Below are 17,128 nucleotides of genomic sequence, written 5' to 3'. Positions count from 1 at the left end.
TGGAAGGAGAAGGGACAGCAGATGGCATTGGTGCATATTTACTGCGGAGACGGAAAGGGAAAGACCAGCGCGGCTGTGGGAATGGCTGTCCGGGCCGCCGGACGTGGGCTTAAGGTGGTGATGGTGCGATTTTTAAAAAGCGACGATTCCGGGGAGGTGGCCGTACTGGGCCATATTCCAGGGATCACGGTGATCCCCTGTGAAAGGACCTTCGGCTTCGTATCGGCCATGGACCGGGAGACCAGAGAGCAGGCAGCCCGGTGGAATCTGGAACAGTTTTTCCGGGCCGTGGAGCTGGCGGAGGGGGCGGACCTTCTGATCCTGGACGAGATCATGGCGGCCATGACCTACGGCATGGTGCCCGAGGAACGGGTCCTGGAGTTTCTGGAGGACAGGCCCGGTGGGCTGGAGGTGGTACTGACCGGCAGATCGCCGTCGGAGCGGATCCTCGGAGCCGCTGATTATGTGTCGGAGATCCAAAAGGTCAGACACCCCTATGACCGGGGGATTTTGGCAAGAAAGGGAATTGAGTATTGATTTTTACGGGGTTTACTGATATGCTGTATTTACCTTATAAAATATGGTACACTTGAAAAAAGAGAGGAACGGTTATGGCAAACGAAAATTTAAAGAACGGTCCTGTAAACCCGGACGCTGAGAACGATGAAGAGATGACAGTGACCCTGACTCTGGACGACGGCACAGAGCTGGAGTGCGTGGTGCTGACGATCTTTGAGGCTGGAGAGAAAGAGTACATCGCCCTTCTTCCCCTGGATGGCAGAGAGGCCGAAGACGGAGAGGTTTACTTATACCGTTATGTGGAAGATATCAATGGAAATCCGGATCTGGAGAACATTGACAGCGATGAGGAGTATGAGATCGTGGCAGATGCCTTTGACGAGCTTCTGGACTCCGCGGAGTACGACGAGCTGGTCAGCGAGGACGAGGTGGAATAGGAGCCGCAGATAAAATTAAAAATGGGATGCAGCGTGGAGCGGGCTTTTTTCCGGCTCCGGCAGCATCCCATTTTGTGTCCAGGAGCTTTAAAGAACAGGAGTGGGGGCCGGGCTTTCCGAAGGAGGTCCTGCTCGGCAGGATACTGGAAACAAAAAACCGGCTATCTGAATTTCAGATAACCGGTTTAAATCGTGACCTGTCCGGGAATCGAACCCGGGTTTACGCCGTGAGAGGGCGTCGTCTTGACCGCTTGACCAACAGGCCGGAATCGAGGCGACAAGATTCGAACTTGCGACCTCTGCGTCCCGAACGCAGCACTCTACCAAACTGAGCCACGCCTCGATGTTGTGCTCTGTATCAGCGAGCTCATTAATAATACCACAGGGTTTCAAAAAAAGCAAGAGGAAAATACAAAAAATTTCAAAAAATTCAACAAGAATCTAAAGGGAGAAATGTGGATCCAGTAAAAACGCCGGAGCTCTTTATAAATGGGAGGAGCCGGCGGGTATGAGCCGCCGGCCAAGTATGAAAAAGTGTATAAAGGTCTGGTACCTTGTTACAGATAATAGGATACGGGAAAAATGTGACGAAAGTTTGGAATCTCTGTGAAGGAAGTGTGAAGAAAAAAGAAAAATTAAAAAATACCAGAGGTACCCTGTTATAAAAATAACAGATACTTCCATGAAACAGTTGCGGGAATTTGTTAAATGATATACAATAGAAGCGTTTCTAAAGGATACAGACCAATAAAGGAGTGGAAGAAATATATGAGCAGAAAACCAGTTGTATTGATGATCCTGGACGGATATGGATTAAATAAGGAAAAGCGGGGAAATGCGGTCCTGGAGGCCAATACCCCGGTGATGGACCGGCTGATGAAGGAATGCCCCTTTGTGGAGGGAAATGCCAGCGGGCTGGCCGTGGGGCTTCCCGACGGGCAGATGGGCAACTCTGAGGTGGGCCATCTGAACATGGGCGCAGGCCGCATCGTATACCAGGAGCTGACGAAGATCACAAAGGCCATCGAGGATGGGGATTTCTTTGAAAACAGCGAGTTTTTAAAGGCAGTGGAGAATTGTAAAAAGAACGGCTCTGCCCTTCATCTGATGGGACTGGTATCCGACGGAGGCGTACACAGCCACATGACCCATATCTTCGGGCTTCTGGAGCTGGCCAGAAGAAACGGACTGGATAAGGTGTTTGTCCATTGCTTCCTGGATGGAAGGGATACGCCTCCCTCCTCTGGCCGGGAGTTTGTGGAGGCGCTGGAAGGAAAAATGAAGGAACTGGGTGTCGGTAAGGTGGCCTCTGTCATGGGCCGTTATTACGCCATGGACCGGGATAACCGCTGGGATCGTGTGGAGCTGGCTTACAAGGCCCTTACAAAGGGAGAGGGAAAGCAGGATCCCTGCGCCGCTGCGGCCGTACAGGCGTCTTATGATGAAGGAAAGACCGACGAGTTCGTGGTTCCCACGGTGATCACTGAGAACGGACGGCCTGTGGGTCTGGTCCAGGATAAGGACTCTGTGATCTTCTTCAACTTCCGTCCGGACCGGGCCAGAGAGATCACCCGCGCGTTCTGTGACGATGCGTTCACAGGCTTTGACCGGGATAAGAGACTGGAGCTGGTCTACGTCTGCTTTACGGATTACGATGAGACCATCCCCAATAAGCTGGTGGCCTTTAAAAAGGAAGCCATCACCAATACCCTGGGCCAGTTCCTGGCGGATCACCATATGACCCAGGCCAGGATCGCGGAGACAGAGAAGTATGCCCATGTGACCTTCTTCTTCAATGGCGGTGTGGAGGAGCCCAATCCGGGAGAGGTGCGGATCCTGGTGAAATCCCCCAAGGTGGCCACATATGACCTGCAGCCGGAGATGAGCGCCCCGGCGGTGTGCGATAAGCTGGTGGAGGCCATCGGCTCTGGAAAATATGATGTGATCATCATCAACTTTGCCAACCCGGATATGGTGGGCCATACGGGAGTGGAGAACGCGGCCATCCAGGCGGTGGAGGCTGTGGATGCCTGTGTGGGAAGAGCCGTGGAGGCCATAGAAAAAGCAGACGGCGCAATGTTCATCTGCGCAGACCATGGAAATGTGGAGCAGCTGGTGGATTATGAGACCGGAGAACCGTTTACGGCCCATACGACGAATCCGGTGCCGTTTATCCTGGTGAATGCAGGCGCAGAGTATGGCCTCAGAGAGGGCGGCTGCCTGGCCGATATTGCTCCGACGCTCATCGAGCTCATGGGCATGGAGCAGCCGAAGGAGATGACTGGGAAATCTCTGCTGGTGAAGCGGTAAGGAGACCGGGACGCCGCGCCGGGAGACAGATTCATTCAGAATAAGAGAAAGTGTACAGATAACCGTAAAAAAGGGAACTGTACACTTTCTTTTTGTTTTTGTGAATGAATCTATTGACGAGAAAATAATCAGATGATACTATGAATATATGAAAATATTTTAATATTTATAAAAGGGGATGAAGAAGATAAAAGATAAAAAAAGGATTTTGTATGAAAAAACCGAATTTTCAGAAGCGGTCAGCGGAGCCTTGGACAAGTCGCGGATCATGAAGGATGTGGAGATGTTCTGCCGCCTGGACCGGTATACGGGCTCCAGAGACGGAGAGGAAGCGGCCGAGCGGATCGCGGAACGGATGGAGGAGCTGGGGATCCCTGTGGAACGGGAAAAATACCAGGTATACCGGAGCCTTCCCGGGGCGGCGTCTCTGCGGGTCCAGGGGGACAGCATAGAGGCGGCGGTGCCTCTGACCCCGTATGTATACAGCGGAACAGCGAAGGATCTGGAGGCGGAGCTGGTTTTTGACCGGACAAGCGCAGCCGGAGGCTGCAGCCAGAGAGAGCAGAGGGCCAGGATGGCCGGTTTTTCCGGGAAACTGGTCCTGACGTATGAGAACAGCTTTTCGTTTGCGTGTGAGGCAAAACGGGCCGGAGCCCTGGGGGTGCTGACCATCTGGCACGCGGACCTGGCGCACCATGGGACTCTGGGGGGAGTCTGGGGAACGCCGGAGCCGGAGGACCTGGTCTGGCATTATCCGGGGATCCCGTTTGCGGAGATCGGGAAAAGCGCCGGGGAGGAGCTGCAAAAACGGCTGGAGTCCGGTCCGCTGACCGTGCGTCTCAGCATTGAGATGTGCCAGGGGATCGTTTCCAGCACCATGCCAGTGGCGCGGATCCAGGGAAGGTCGGAAAAATTTGTACTCGTCTCCGGCCATTATGATTCCTGGTATGAGGGGGCCACGGATAACGGAGTGGCCAACGCCGCCATGATGGAGCTTGCCAGAGTGTTCCAGGAGAACCGGGAGCGGCTGGAGCGGTCAGTGGTGTTCGCCTGGTGGTCCGGCCATTCAGACGGCCGTTATGCCGGATCCGCCTGGTATTACGACCACCATTGGGAGGAGCTGAAGGAAAATTGTGTGGCGCATATCAATATGGATATCTGTGGCTGCAAGGGCTCTGATGTGGTGGGGTTCCAGACGTCCATGCTGGAAGGAGCAGACTTTGACCGGGAATTCCTGAGGGGATTCAACGAGGGGGAGCCGGATCCGCCGGTGTCCATGACCCGGTTTGCAGACCAGACCTTCTGGGGAGCGGATATTCCCTTTGCCATTATGCCGAAGTTTATAAAAAAGGATCATGAAATGTTTTACTGGTGGCACACCAGAGAGGATACCTTTGATAAGGTGGATCCGGAGGTGGCGCTGCGGGATACAAGGGTCATTGGGGAGCTGGCGGCATTCTTCGCGAACTGCGGGAAGCTCCCGGCAGACATGAGCGGCTTTGTGGACTTTATGGAGTCCCGCCTCCGCGCCATTGAAGAGAGGCTTGGCGGAGACTTTGACCTTTCTCCGGTGTGGCCGGTGCTTGGCAGGCTGAGGGAGGCGGTCATGGACCTTGAAGCGTCCATGGAAGGCCAGGAAAATACAGATGACGCCATTCTGGAGACTGCCGGGGAGCTGGCGAGGATCACCTATACGGCGTCCAGTCCGTACCACCAGGATCCGGCGGTGAAGGCTCCTGTTTTTTCCGGGCTTGCCATGGCAGAGGGACTGACCCGGGAAAATACGGAAGAGGAATATTATCTGGCGGTGCAGACCCGCTTCGTGCGTCAGAGGAACCGGCTCACAGGGCAGATGAAGCAGGTTTTGGAGATATGCAGAAGGTGGACCGCCCGGTGGGAAAATCAAGAGGGGAATATGTAAAAACTATATACAAGGAGGAGCACTGTATGAGGAAAGGTATGTATGGGAAACTGACGATGCTGGCGGTGGCCGGCGTCATGGCGCTGTCGGGCTGCGGAAACAGCGGGGGAGATACTGGAACAGCGGCGGAGCCAAAGGGGGAAACGACGGCTTTAGCGGGGACGGAGACGGAAAAGGCGTTAGAGGAAGCCAGCCAGGGGGAGAAGGAGCCGTCCATTGGGCGGACGGATATTATTTCTGCCAACACCAGCGATATCCGGTCCATGGATCCCCAGGTGGGAGTGGATTCTCCGTCTGCAACGCTGAACCGCCACATTTATAACGGCCTGGTAAAGATCGATGAGAACCGGGAGGTCGTAGGGGACCTGGCGGAGAGCTTTGAGATGGTGGATGACAAAACCTATAAATTTAAGCTCCGGGAAGGCGTGAAGTTCCATAATGGGGAGGAACTGAAGGCCAGCGATGTGAAATTCAGCCTGGAGCGGGCCAAGACCATGCCCAAGGCCATGTCCAACGCGTCGGCCATCGACCATGTTTCTGTGGAGGGGGATTATGACCTGACGATCCATCTTTCCCGTCCATATCCGTCCCTTCTTTATGTCCTCAATGACACCAGCATGAAGATCCTGTCGGAGAAGGCTGTGACTGAGGCCGGGGAGACATACGGGGAAGAGCCCATAGGAACGGGACCGTTCATGTTTAAGGAATGGGTCCCCAACGATCACTGGACGCTGGTGCGGTTTGACGATTACTTTGACGGACCGGCCACAGCCACTTCCATCACCAACCGGATCATTCCCGAGGGGAGCGCCAGGACCATTGCCCTGGAAACGGGAGAGATCGACGTGATCTTAACGGTGGATCCGGTGGACGCCGCCAACGTGGAAGCCAATGATGAGCTGGTACTGGAAAGCTGGCCGTCGGCTTCAGTGGAATTCATGGCGTTCAATACCACGAAAAAGGGACTGGATGACGTCCGGGTGCGCCAGGCCATTACATATGCCATGAACCGCCAGGAATTTGTGGATACGATCGTAGAAGGCCGCGGCGAGGTGGCCAGCTCCTTCATTGCAAAGACCCTGCCGGGGTGGAATGAGGAAGTGCAGCCGTATCCCCAGGATCTGGAAAAGGCCAAGGAGCTTCTGGCAGAAGCAGGCTATGGGGACGGGCTGGATCTTAAGATGTACGTATCCGGAGACGTGAGGAACCGTACCGCCCAGGTGGTCCAGGCCCAGCTGGCCCAGATCGGCGTCAACGTGGACATCAACGTTTACGAGTGGGGCGCGTTCCAGGATGCGATCAACGCCGGAGAGCATGAGCTCCTGATCCTGGGCTGGACCAATACCACCTGTGATCCGGAATACAGTGTGACGCCGCTGTTCCATTCAAAAAACTGCGGCATGAACGGAAACCGGGCATATCTCAGGGATGAAAAGGTGGATGAAATGATCGACGCCGCCAGCATGGAAACAGACCGGGAGAAGAGGCTTCAGACATATAGGGACCTCCAGGTCCGCTTAAATGAGCTCTGTCCGTGGGTGCCGCTGTATTATAAGAGCAATATGGTGGGAAGAAGGGCAGATCTTAAGGGATTCCAGTTTAATAAAAATACAGCCCTCCATTATCTGGGAGACTGTTATTTTGAGAAGTAGGAGAGGACAGCCGCATCGGAGAAATCCGGTGCGGCTGCTATTTTTTATTTATCTGCCAAGAAGAGAGATATCTCGTTCAAATTCCCGGGCGCTCAGACAGAGTTCTGTTACCCGGTCCCAGTTTTTACAGACAACTGGGGCAAACTGTTCAAAAATCCGGGCTCGTTTGTTTTTTCCGGAAATTCGTATACCATGATATATCTTCTTCTTAGCGATGACATTTTCCCAGGGGTTTTCCATAAATTCAATTTCGGGCAGGTTATCGTAGGCGGCAGCGATCCAGGCTTCGGTGCTGTCGCAGGGGATAGCGATGCAGGTACGGTCTATTTCTTTTAACCATGAACGGATCAAAGACTTCAGGTGTTCCATATAACTGGAAACGGGTGCGTTGTGCTCAGGGCAGGGAAGCAAGACAGGGCAGTTATTCCGGTATTCTGGTTTAATGTCACACTCCAAAGGATTCCGGATATTTTGGAGGGGGCATTTCACTGAGCCACACCCGCAATGGGAGACTTTCTCCTTTCTGGATACGTCACCATCCATCTGAATGACCAGAAAGTCCAACGTGGGCTGAATTTTATCCATAAGCTGCATCCGGATACTGGCGTAATCATGACACCATTTCCAGACGCCTTTCCATCCGTTCACGTATTGTCCGCGCAGATCAGGCTCAGGCTGAAGCAGTACAAAATAGTTGGTATCTCCGGTTATAAGATTAATAACATTTTTAAGGATGATGTAGTCGGTTGGACCTTCACAAATAATCCCTATATTTTTCATAGCAGTGATGGAACACCTCCCAGTCTTCCGCTGATCCAGAGCCTGGATAAAGGAAGACCTTCATCGATCAGCTCCTGGGAAACAGAAATCCGCCGGATCTGGGCATATCCGTTACTGTCACGGTCTACGGCAAACAGCCGTATATCGTCATTCTGCAGGTCCAGTCCATCCAGTACCAGCGGATTATGGGTGGTCAGAAAAACATGCTTATTATTCTGGATAATCTGTTCACAGAACACCTGGATCATTTTTTTTGCCAGGCGGGGATTTAACGCGTGGTCAAAGCTGTCTACTGAGAAAATAGATGGACCCATGGGATGCATGGCAAGCGTCAGCATGAACAGGACATATAAGGCTCCCTCGCTGGCATCATAACCGGTAAAACGAGCGGTATCCTTCATATAGCGGTCTGTAAATTCAATGACCTGGCGTGTTGTGGGGATATTGGCGTTGATCGTTGTTTTTTTTGGCGTATCCACAGATATATCGGAGGCCCAGTCGATCATGTCAAGGATGTCATCCATATATAAATTTCCGAAAAACAGATCCCCGTCGTTTTCATGGATCAGTGTCCGGATCGCCTCGGCCAGACGTCCGCCATTCAATCCGACAGGAGAAACCTGATTGGGATCTGGGATCGTGCCTCTCAAAGTCAAGGTGTTTGGCTGGAAAATACCGTAAGATGAAAAATCCTCCGCGATTTTGTGGCCGGTTGTCAGTTCTGGGTCATTATCAATGAGAAAGAAGCCGATATAACTGTTGGACTGCTGCTGGGAGGCATTGCTGCGTCCCCATATTTTTTCTCCGTTCTGAAGAAATGCCTCAGAGTGGTATTTCCAATAGTCGGTATCAGTAGGAGTTGTCAGATGTACATCGTAACGGAATTTATCTGTACAGCAGTCATCTTCCCATTCCAGGGAAAGATCGATCATGGATCGTTGTCTCTTAAGATCCTTGAAACTGGATTTGTAAAGCGAGGGAATACTGAGGCGCACGCCTTTGCGCTGGAGGCTGGAAGAATCGACACGGTCGGTCATAGCCGCACTTAATAAACCGATCGCTTCCAGGATCGTAGTTTTTCCAGAACCGTTGGCACCGATAAATACATTGACTTTACCAGGTTCGAAGGCTGCGTTATACAGGGACTTAAAGTTCCCAAAAGTAATTTTTCGTATATTCATAATTGCTGCCCCTTTCTAAAATACAGTATAGCATAATCCATGAATTAAATACAAACATTTTCCGGTGTTTAGCCATATCTAATCTTAGGATTACTGTGCTTGTAAAAATAAGGGGCAGCTGCGTATGGGAGAGAAGATGCGGCTGTCTGGTCTATGGGTATTCTTTTTCTTTATCAAGCTGAAGATAGAAGGCGAAGAGTTTCAAGGCACGCTTGATTTCTGTATCAGAATACTGGCGGCAGAGTATATTGAAAAATTTATAATTTTCTGATGAAGGGGATTCCTGTTTTCCGAATAAAAGATAATCAACAGAGACATGGCAGGTATACGCAATCTGGGCAACTACATCCAGACTGGCAGTACGTTTTCCCTGTTCAATCAGTGCGAGATAAGACGATGAAATATGTATCATATCAGCAAACACTTCCTGGGTTTTGTTCTGGGTATTTCTGAGTTCCCGGATCCGCTTTCCCATTGATTCCAGATCAACCGTATATGTATCCAATGGTGGCCTCCTTTTTCTAAATATCTTATATTACATAATAAAATGGAAATATATGGAAATCATATCATTCTAAAATATAGAAAGCATTTCTGCCCCCCATCATTCGTTCTTGAATCTGATCCCGTCCACTGCTATAATTTCTTTAAAATCTACCACACAAGGGGGAATTTACCATGTACGACGTGACAGCCATTGGAGAGCTTCTGATCGATTTTGCAGCCAGGGATACGGACGCGGCCGGATATCCCACCATGAAGGCAAATCCAGGCGGGGCGCCGGGAAATTTCCTGGCGGCTCTAAGTAAATACGGGCTCCGGACGGCATTTCTGGGCAAGGTGGGAACGGACGCCTTTGGCGGGCTGCTCATAAATACCCTTAAGGAGGCCGGGATCGAGACAAAGGGGATCCGGCAGGACAGCTCTGTGTTCACGACCCTGGCCTTTGTTACCTTTGACGCCGGAGGAGACCGGTCCTTCAGCTTCGCCAGAAAGCCTGGGGCAGATACGCAGCTTTCCTTTGAGGAGCTGGACCTGGAGCTCATCGACCAGGCAAAGGTCTTTCATTTCGGAACCTTAAGCCTCACAGACGAGCCAGTCCGCACGGCTGCGAAACGGGCGGTGGAATACGCCCGGAAAAAGGGAAAGTGGATCACCTTCGATCCGAACCTGCGGCTTCCCCTGTGGAACACGCCGGACGAGGCCAGGGAGCAGATCCTCTGGGGACTTTCCCAGGCAGATGTGGTGAAGATCAGCGACGAGGAGGTGGAATTCCTCTGGGGGATCACCGACGAAGAGAAGGCGGCTGAAAAGCTCCAGAAGGAATTCGGCGTAAAGCTTTCCATGGTGACCATGGGCCCCAGGGGCGCGTATCTGTCCAGCGAAAAGGCGGCCGCCCGGGCGGTCTGCCCCAGGGTGACGCCGGTGGACACCACAGGAGCCGGGGATATTTTCGGGGGAAGCGCCGTGGCCTGGCTTTTAAAGTCCGGGAAAGCGCCGGAGGAGCTGGATGAAAAAGAGCTGGCCGCCATGGGTGCTTTCGCATCCGCAGCGGCCAGCCTGTCCACAGAAACACCCGGAGGGATCCCCAGCATCCCATCGGAGGAGGCGGTCCTTAAAAAGCTCCGGGGATCAGAAACCGTATAAAAGAAGGGAAAGGGTCAGGCCAGATAGCTCCGCATGGTCTTCAGTGCGTTTTTTTCCAGCCTGGAGACCTGGGCCTGGCTGATGCCTACCTCCTCCGCCACCTCGGTCTGGGTGCGACCTTCATAAAAGCGCATGCGGATGATGTTCCGCTCCCGGTCCGGGAGCCGTTTCATGGCCTCGTTTAAGGAAAGCTGCTCGATCCAGTTTTCCTCCCTGTTTTTCTTATCGCTGATCTGGTCCATGACATAAAGGGGATCGCCGCCGTCGGTATAGACAGGCTCATAAAGGCTCATGGGCGTCTGGATGGCGTCCATGGCGTAGGTGATCTCCTCTTTGCTCAGACCCACCTCATCGGCAATTTCCATGATGGTGGGTTCTTTCATGTTTTTTTTCATGAGATTTTCTCTGGCGTAGATGGCTTTGTAGGCAGTGTCCCGCAGGGAGCGGCTGACACGGATGGAATTGTTGTCCCGGAGATACCGGCGGACCTCCCCAAGGATCATGGGGACCGCGTAGGTAGAGAAACGGACGTTCTGGGTGATGTCAAAATTGTCGATGGCCTTGATGAGGCCGATGCATCCGATCTGGAACAGGTCGTCCACGTTTTCGTTATTTCCGGAGAAACGCTGGATGACGCTTAACACAAGACGCAGATTTCCTTTGATGTAATCCTCCCTGGCCTGCTTATCGCCGGCCAGGATCCTTTTAAAAAGCTCTTCCTTCTCTTCTGTGGTAAGCAGCGGCAGCTTTGCTGTATTGACTCCGCATATTTCAACCTTATAACCGGACATATCCTTACCTCCTGGGTCATTCTCTGGATTTTGCTATATTGAGAATGATGTACGGTTTTGGTAAGGATTATACCGGAGGCCGGCTGGTAAATTCTGCAGGCCTGTTTTAGCGCGTTATTCCGGCATGTTCTGACGGTAAAGGATCAGAAGGCCCCGCAGCAGGAGATCCGCGTCGTAAATGATCTTATGGGTGCAGAGGGGAGTGATGAACCGGGACATGCCTCCGGTGGCCACCAGGGTCGCCGGTTCTCCTAACTCTGCCTCCATCCGGTCGATGAGACCGTCCAGCATGGCGGCGTTGCCGTACATGATGCCGTTTCTCATACACTCGATGGTATTTTTTCCGATGGTCCGTTTGGGAACATCCAGGTTGATCCTGGGAAGCTGGGCCGTATTGGACACCAGGGAATTTAAGGCGACCTTGACGCCGGGCAGGATCACGCCGCCGATGTAGGAGCCTGCCTTGTCCACCACATCCATGGTGGTGGCGGTCCCCATGTCGATGATGATGATGGGGCCCTCATATCTTGCAATGGCAGCCACCGCAGCCACGATCCGGTCGCCGCCTACGGCCTTGGGGTTGTCCATTTTAATGTTTAAGCCGGTCTTCATGCCGGAGCCCACTAAAAAAGGCCGTTTTCCGGTGATCTTTTTTACGGCCGAGGAAAGAGGAGCGTTTAAGGGCGGTACAACGGAAGAGATGATGGAGCCCTCGATGTCGCTTCGTTTTATTTTGTGTATTTCCAGGATGTTTTTCAGCATGATGGCGTATTCCAGGCTGGTCTTGCGGTCGTCGGTGGTGATCCTCTCTTCAAAATATGTGGCCTGGTCATCCAGCCCGCCCACGACGATATTGCTGTTTCCCATGTCTACGGCTAAAATCATAAAGAAAACTCCTTTCACATTTGAATCGTAAGTGATATAATTAAGTGCTATGTACGATCATTATTTTTTAATGAAAGTGATTTTACCACAAAATAATCGGAAATACAACGGAGGATTCCAAAATGTTGAAGGGAAAAACAGTGCTTTTATGCGTGACAGGGAGTATTGCGGCCTATAAGATCGCTTATCTGGCCAGCGCACTGAAAAAACTAAGGGCCGACGTCCATGTGATCATGACAGAAAACGCCACCAATTTCATCAATCCCATTACCTTCGAGACGCTGACCGGGAACAAGTGCCTGGTGGACACCTTTGACCGGAATTTTGAGTTTTCTGTGGAGCACGTTTCCCTGGCAAAGCTGGCGGATGTGGTGCTGGTGGCTCCGGCCTCTGCCAATGTGATCGCAAAGCTGGCCCATGGCCTGGCTGACGATATGCTGACTACCACCGTTCTGGCCTGCACCTGCAAAAAGATCATAAGCCCTGCCATGAACACCCGGATGTTTGAAAATCCCATCACCCAGGATAATTTAAGGATCTGTGAACGGTACGGGATGGAGGTGATCTCCCCGGCCAGCGGCTATCTGGCCTGCGGGGATACGGGAGCCGGGAAAATGCCGGAGCCGGAGGTGCTGCTCCAGTATATTTTAAAGGAGATCCGGTATGAGAAGGATCTGGCCGGGAAAAAGATCTTAGTGACCGCCGGTCCCACCAGGGAGGCCATCGATCCGGTCCGCTACATCACCAACCACTCCACCGGGAAGATGGGATACGCCATTGCGAAGACCGCTGCGTACCGGGGAGCCCAGGTGACTCTGGTCACAGGACCGGCGGAGGAAAAGCCGCCCATGTTCGTGGACCTGGTGCCGGTGGAGAGCGCGAAGGAGATGTTTGAGGCCGTGACCGCCAGGAGCGCAGGACAGGACGCCATCATAAAGGCAGCAGCGGTGGCCGATTACCGGCCGAAATTCGTCAATACGGAAAAGACGAAGAAAAAGGACGGGGATATGGCGATCCAGCTGGAGCGCACTGACGATATCTTAAAGTGGCTGGGAGAGCATAAGGAAAAGGGCCAGTTCCTCTGCGGCTTTTCCATGGAAACGGAACATATGCTGGAAAATTCCAGGGCAAAGCTGGAAAAGAAGAAGCTGGATATGATCGTGGCCAATAACCTGAAGGTGGACGGGGCCGGCTTCGGCACCGATACCAACGTGGTGACGCTGATCACCAGGGAGAAGGAGACGGAGCTTCCCAAGATGTCCAAGGAGGACGTGGCCGGAAGGATCCTGGACGCTGTTTTTGGAATGGAGAGGAAGGAGCCGGAGGATTTTTAAGACGGAACGGGTCTGGCCCAGATTATACTTGACGAATGGTGAATTTATTGGCAAAATAAGGATGTTGTGATTTTAAGACGTTTGAATTGGAGGTTTTCCATTGGCAGCTTTTGCAGATGAAATAAAGAGACGGCGCACCTTTGCGATCATTTCGCACCCGGACGCCGGTAAGACGACACTGACTGAAAAATTCCTTCTTTACGGAGGAGCCATCAATCTGGCGGGAACCGTAAAGGGAAGGAAGGCCACAAAGCATGCGGTCTCCGACTGGATGGAGATCGAGAAGGAGAGGGGAATTTCCGTTACCTCTTCGGTTTTACAGTTTAATTATGAAGGCTACTGCATCAATATCCTGGACACGCCGGGCCATCAGGACTTCTCGGAGGATACCTACCGGACCCTTATGGCTGCGGATTCGGCGGTGATGGTCATCGACGGCTCCAAGGGTGTGGAGGCGCAGACCATCAAGCTTTTCAAGGTCTGTGTGATGCGCCATATCCCGATCTTTACCTTTGTGAACAAAATGGACCGGGAGGCCAGGGATCCCTTTGAGCTGATGAGCGAGATCGAAGAGGTTCTGGGGATCCATACCTGCCCCATCAACTGGCCCATCGGCTGCGGAAAGAATTTTAAGGGCGTATACGACCGTCAGACAAAGCAGATCACCACCTTCACGGCCGCCATGGGAGGCCAGAAGGAGGTGGCCAGCAGGACCTTCGACGTGGAGGGCGCGGATGTGGACTCCATCATCGGCCAGGATTACCACGCCCAGCTCAGGGATGATATCGAGCTTTTAGACGGAGCCAGCGATGAATTTGACCAGGAGTTAGTAAACCGCGGCGAGCTTTCTCCGGTGTTCTTCGGTTCGGCTCTGACCAACTTCGGCGTGGAGACCTTCCTGGAGCATTTCTTAAATATGACCTCCTCCCCGCTTCCCAGAAAGACTCTGGATGGCCAGGTGGATCCGTTTGATGAAAAGTTTTCCGCCTTTGTATTTAAGATCCAGGCCAACATGAACAAGGCCCACAGGGACAGGATCGCGTTCATGCGGATCTGCTCTGGAAAGTTTGAGGCTGGAATGGAAGTGAACCATGTCCAGGGCGGGAAGAAGATCCGTCTGACCCAGCCCCAGCAGCTGATGGCAGAGAGCAGAAAGATCATCGAGGAGGCGTATGCCGGAGACATCATCGGCGTATTTGATCCGGGTATTTTCTCCATTGGAGATACCTTATGCGCTCCCGGCGGGAAATTCCAGTTTGAGGGGATCCCCACCTTTGCTCCCGAGCACTTCGCCAGGGTGCGCCAGATGGATACCATGAAGAGAAAGCAGTTTATCAAGGGCATCAGCCAGATCGCCCAGGAGGGAGCCATCCAGATCTTCCAGGAGTTCAATACGGGCATGGAGGAGATCATCGTAGGCGTTGTGGGCGTCCTGCAGTTTGAGGTGCTGACCTACCGCCTGGAGAACGAGTACAACGTGGAGGTAAAGCTGGAGCAGCTTCCCTTTGAGTATATCCGGTGGGTCGAGAATCCGGGCGAGGTGGATGTGGCCAGGATCCAGGGTACCTCCGATATGAAGCGGATCTGTGATCTGAAGGGCAATCCGCTGCTCCTGTTCATCAACAGCTGGAGTGTCGGGATGGTGGAAGAGAGAAACCCGGGCTTAAGGCTGGCGGAGTTCGGACGGAACTAATTGCAGGGCTGTCTGAACGATCATGATATAATAAGGAAAGGAAGGATCCTATGAGCAAGATCGAGCTTGTACGTGCGGCTATGGTAGAGGCCATGAAGGCCAAGGATAAGGACAGGAAGGATTCTCTGTCCATGCTTTTATCTGCTTTAAAGAATGCGGAGATCGACAAGCGTTCTCCCCTGACCGAGGACGAGGCCAATGCAGTGATCAAAAAGGAATTAAAGCAGACCAAGGAGACCATGGATACGGCCCCCGCAGACCGGACTGACATCATCGAAGAGGCCAGAAAGCGGATGGAGGTATACCAGGAGTTTGCTCCGGCAGACCTGACTGTGGACCAGATCACAGAGATCATAAACGGAGTTTTAAAGGAGCTGGAGATCGAAGCGCCGACGGCCAAAGATAAGGGACGGATCATGAAGGTCTTAATGCCCCTGGTAAAGGGAAAGGCAGACGGAAAAGTGGTCAATGAAGTGCTGGCCGGAATGATGAAATAGGAGGCAGAAACGTGTACAGAGAAAAAATAGATAAATTTATCGATGCCCATAAAACAGAAATGCTGGAGGATATTGCGGAGCTTTGTAAGATCGACAGCACCAAGGATTCCTACCGGGCAGGAAGGCCCTACGGAGACGGCTGCTTTGAGGCCTTGGGCGCAGCGCTCCACATTGCAGAATGCTACGGATTTTCCATCAACAACTACGACAACTATGTGGGAACGGTGGATCTGAACGATAAGGAAAAGCAGTTGGATATCTTAGCCCATCTGGACATCGTTCCGGCTGGAGACGGATGGACGGTGACAGAGCCCTTTGTACCGGTGGTAAAGGACGGAAAGATCTATGGCCGCGGAACTGCCGACGATAAGGGTCCGGCCATCGCAGCCCTCTACGCCATGCGCGCTGTGAAGGAGCTGGGGATCCCGGTGAAGAAGAACGTGCGTCTGATCCTGGGAACCGACGAGGAGTGCGGCAGCTCCGATATCCGCCACTATTACAGTGTGGAGGAGGAGGCCCCCATGACCTTCTCTCCGGACGCCAGCTTCCCGGTGATCAACATTGAAAAGGGCAGCCTCCACGGCCAGTTCACGGCGGAATTTGAAAAGAGCCAGGCCCTTCCCAGAATGGTATCCTTTAAGAGCGGCACCAAGTCCAACGTGGTCCCCTCCAAGGCAGAGGCCTTATTTGAGGGACTGGACGGCTCCGATACAGAGGCCTTTGCCCACACTTTAGAGGCCGAGCTGGGGATCCGTTTTGACGTAACCTCTGAGGGCGGCTATATGAAGATCGAGGCCTTTGGGGAAAACGGCCATGCTTCTACCCCCTGGAAGGGGAAAAATGCCCTGACAGGACTTCTTGCACTGATCGAAAAGCTGGAGCTGGCTGAGTGCGGACAGGTGGAAAAGATCCGTGCCCTGAATAAGCTGATGCCCCATGGCGACTGGTTCGGAAAGAACCTGGGGATCGCCATGGAGGACGAGGAATCCGGCCAGCTGACCCTGACCTTCAGTATGCTGGAGATCACGGAGACCAGCCTTTCCGGTGATTTTGACAGCCGCTGCCCCATCTGCTCCAATGAGGAGAATACCTTAAAGCCGGCGAAGGCGGCCATGGCCGGGTACGGGATCTCTTTAAACAATGATTCCATGAACCCGCCCCACCACGTTCCTGGAGATTCCCAGTTTGTCCAGACGCTCCTTAAGAGCTATGAGATGTACACGGGAAGAAAGGGAGAGTGCATTGCCATCGGAGGCGGAACGTATGTCCACCACTTAAAGAACGGAGTTGCCTTCGGCGCGGCCATGCCGGAAACAGAAAATAACATGCACGGTCCCGACGAGTTTGCGGTGATCGATGAGCTTTTAATGAGCGCGAAGATCTTTGCGCAGGTGATTACTGAATTATGCTGCTAGAATAGAATGTCCTGCCGGTAAGATGCGTCTTCCGGCAGGCGTTTTTGCTTTCTGGGGGGCTTTAAT

General features: G+C 52.8%; 15 protein-coding genes and 2 tRNA genes. 10 read left to right on the top strand and 7 right to left on the bottom strand.

Going from position 1 to position 17,128, the window contains the following annotated elements; translation table 11 throughout:
- Positions 1 to 21 precede the first annotated feature (21 nt).
- Entirely contained in the window at positions 22 to 537 is a 516-nt protein-coding gene (locus OCV69_RS00475; RefSeq protein ID WP_022272401.1) for a cob(I)yrinic acid a,c-diamide adenosyltransferase, read from the top strand.
- Between the two features lie 74 nt (positions 538 to 611).
- Complete coding sequence (locus tag OCV69_RS00470; RefSeq protein ID WP_022272402.1) at positions 612 to 956, top strand: DUF1292 domain-containing protein; 345 nt, start codon at positions 612 to 614, stop codon at positions 954 to 956.
- 193 nt (positions 957 to 1,149) lie between these two features.
- On the opposite strand, the gene OCV69_RS00465 is transcribed toward OCV69_RS00470, so the two are convergent.
- Positions 1,150 to 1,221, bottom strand: a tRNA-Glu gene (locus tag OCV69_RS00465).
- Between the two features lie 4 nt (positions 1,222 to 1,225).
- Positions 1,226 to 1,299, bottom strand: a tRNA-Pro gene (locus OCV69_RS00460).
- A gap of 425 nt (positions 1,300 to 1,724) precedes the next feature.
- Here OCV69_RS00460 and gpmI point away from each other — a divergent pair.
- From gpmI to OCV69_RS00445, 3 genes are all read left to right on the top strand, one after another.
- Positions 1,725 to 3,266: a 2,3-bisphosphoglycerate-independent phosphoglycerate mutase gene (gpmI, locus tag OCV69_RS00455; protein ID WP_158358365.1), complete on the top strand. Its 1,542-nt coding sequence runs from the start codon at positions 1,725 to 1,727 to the stop codon at positions 3,264 to 3,266.
- A 178-nt stretch (positions 3,267 to 3,444) separates the two neighbouring features.
- Complete coding sequence (locus tag OCV69_RS00450; RefSeq protein WP_158358364.1) at positions 3,445 to 5,187, top strand: M28 family metallopeptidase; 1,743 nt, start codon at positions 3,445 to 3,447, stop codon at positions 5,185 to 5,187.
- A gap of 26 nt (positions 5,188 to 5,213) precedes the next feature.
- Positions 5,214 to 6,839 carry an ABC transporter substrate-binding protein gene (locus tag OCV69_RS00445; protein WP_262562901.1) on the top strand — a complete coding sequence of 542 codons (1,626 nt, stop codon included), beginning with the start codon at positions 5,214 to 5,216 and terminating at the stop codon, positions 6,837 to 6,839.
- A gap of 48 nt (positions 6,840 to 6,887) precedes the next feature.
- Here OCV69_RS00445 and OCV69_RS00440 read toward each other — a convergent pair whose 3' ends face one another.
- The 3 genes from OCV69_RS00440 to OCV69_RS00430 form a co-directional block, all read right to left on the bottom strand.
- On the bottom strand, positions 6,888 to 7,619 hold the full coding sequence (locus OCV69_RS00440) for a hypothetical protein (RefSeq protein ID WP_158358362.1): 732 nt from the start codon (positions 7,617 to 7,619) through the stop codon (positions 6,888 to 6,890).
- Positions 7,616 to 8,800 (bottom strand): AAA family ATPase, encoded by a 1,185-nt coding sequence (locus tag OCV69_RS00435; RefSeq protein ID WP_158358361.1) that lies wholly within the window; start codon positions 8,798 to 8,800, stop codon positions 7,616 to 7,618. Before OCV69_RS00435 ends, OCV69_RS00440 begins: the two co-directional genes overlap by 4 nt.
- Before the next feature lie 151 nt (positions 8,801 to 8,951).
- Positions 8,952 to 9,305, bottom strand: a complete 354-nt coding sequence (locus OCV69_RS00430; RefSeq protein WP_158358360.1) for a helix-turn-helix domain-containing protein — start codon at positions 9,303 to 9,305, stop codon at positions 8,952 to 8,954.
- A 173-nt stretch (positions 9,306 to 9,478) separates the two neighbouring features.
- Between OCV69_RS00430 and OCV69_RS00425 the strand changes: the two genes are divergently transcribed.
- The gene (locus OCV69_RS00425) at positions 9,479 to 10,447 is read left to right on the top strand and encodes a carbohydrate kinase family protein (protein ID WP_158358359.1); all 969 of its coding nucleotides are present in this window, start codon (positions 9,479 to 9,481) and stop codon (positions 10,445 to 10,447) included.
- A gap of 14 nt (positions 10,448 to 10,461) precedes the next feature.
- On the opposite strand, the gene sigG is transcribed toward OCV69_RS00425, so the two are convergent.
- Positions 10,462 to 11,238, bottom strand: coding sequence for an RNA polymerase sporulation sigma factor SigG (gene sigG, locus OCV69_RS00420; RefSeq protein WP_158358358.1), 777 nt, complete (start codon positions 11,236 to 11,238; stop codon positions 10,462 to 10,464).
- Positions 11,239 to 11,352: 114 nt separating this feature from the next.
- The gene (locus OCV69_RS00415; RefSeq protein ID WP_158358357.1) at positions 11,353 to 12,123 is read right to left on the bottom strand and encodes a type III pantothenate kinase; all 771 of its coding nucleotides are present in this window, start codon (positions 12,121 to 12,123) and stop codon (positions 11,353 to 11,355) included.
- 122 nt (positions 12,124 to 12,245) lie between these two features.
- Between OCV69_RS00415 and coaBC the strand changes: the two genes are divergently transcribed.
- The 4 genes from coaBC to pepV all read left to right on the top strand — a co-directional run bounded on the left by coaBC (position 12,246) and on the right by pepV (position 17,062).
- A complete protein-coding gene (gene coaBC / locus OCV69_RS00410) occupies positions 12,246 to 13,457 on the top strand; it encodes a bifunctional phosphopantothenoylcysteine decarboxylase/phosphopantothenate--cysteine ligase CoaBC (protein ID WP_022273792.1) in 1,212 nt (403 codons plus the stop codon).
- 100 nt (positions 13,458 to 13,557) lie between these two features.
- Positions 13,558 to 15,150, top strand: a complete 1,593-nt coding sequence (locus OCV69_RS00405) for a peptide chain release factor 3 (RefSeq protein ID WP_158358356.1) — start codon at positions 13,558 to 13,560, stop codon at positions 15,148 to 15,150.
- A gap of 50 nt (positions 15,151 to 15,200) precedes the next feature.
- Complete coding sequence (locus OCV69_RS00400) at positions 15,201 to 15,647, top strand: GatB/YqeY domain-containing protein (protein ID WP_158358355.1); 447 nt, start codon at positions 15,201 to 15,203, stop codon at positions 15,645 to 15,647.
- Between the two features lie 11 nt (positions 15,648 to 15,658).
- Positions 15,659 to 17,062 carry a dipeptidase PepV gene (pepV, locus tag OCV69_RS00395; protein WP_158358354.1) on the top strand — a complete coding sequence of 468 codons (1,404 nt, stop codon included), beginning with the start codon at positions 15,659 to 15,661 and terminating at the stop codon, positions 17,060 to 17,062.
- Positions 17,063 to 17,128: the final 66 nt, after the last annotated feature.

Origin of the sequence: Alitiscatomonas aceti (assembly GCF_025567195.1) — a bacterium.
Lineage (GTDB): Bacteria > Bacillota > Clostridia > Lachnospirales > Lachnospiraceae > Alitiscatomonas > Alitiscatomonas aceti.
The sequence above is the reverse complement of the archived record's forward strand: the minus strand, read 5'-3'. Positions and strand labels throughout refer to the sequence as shown.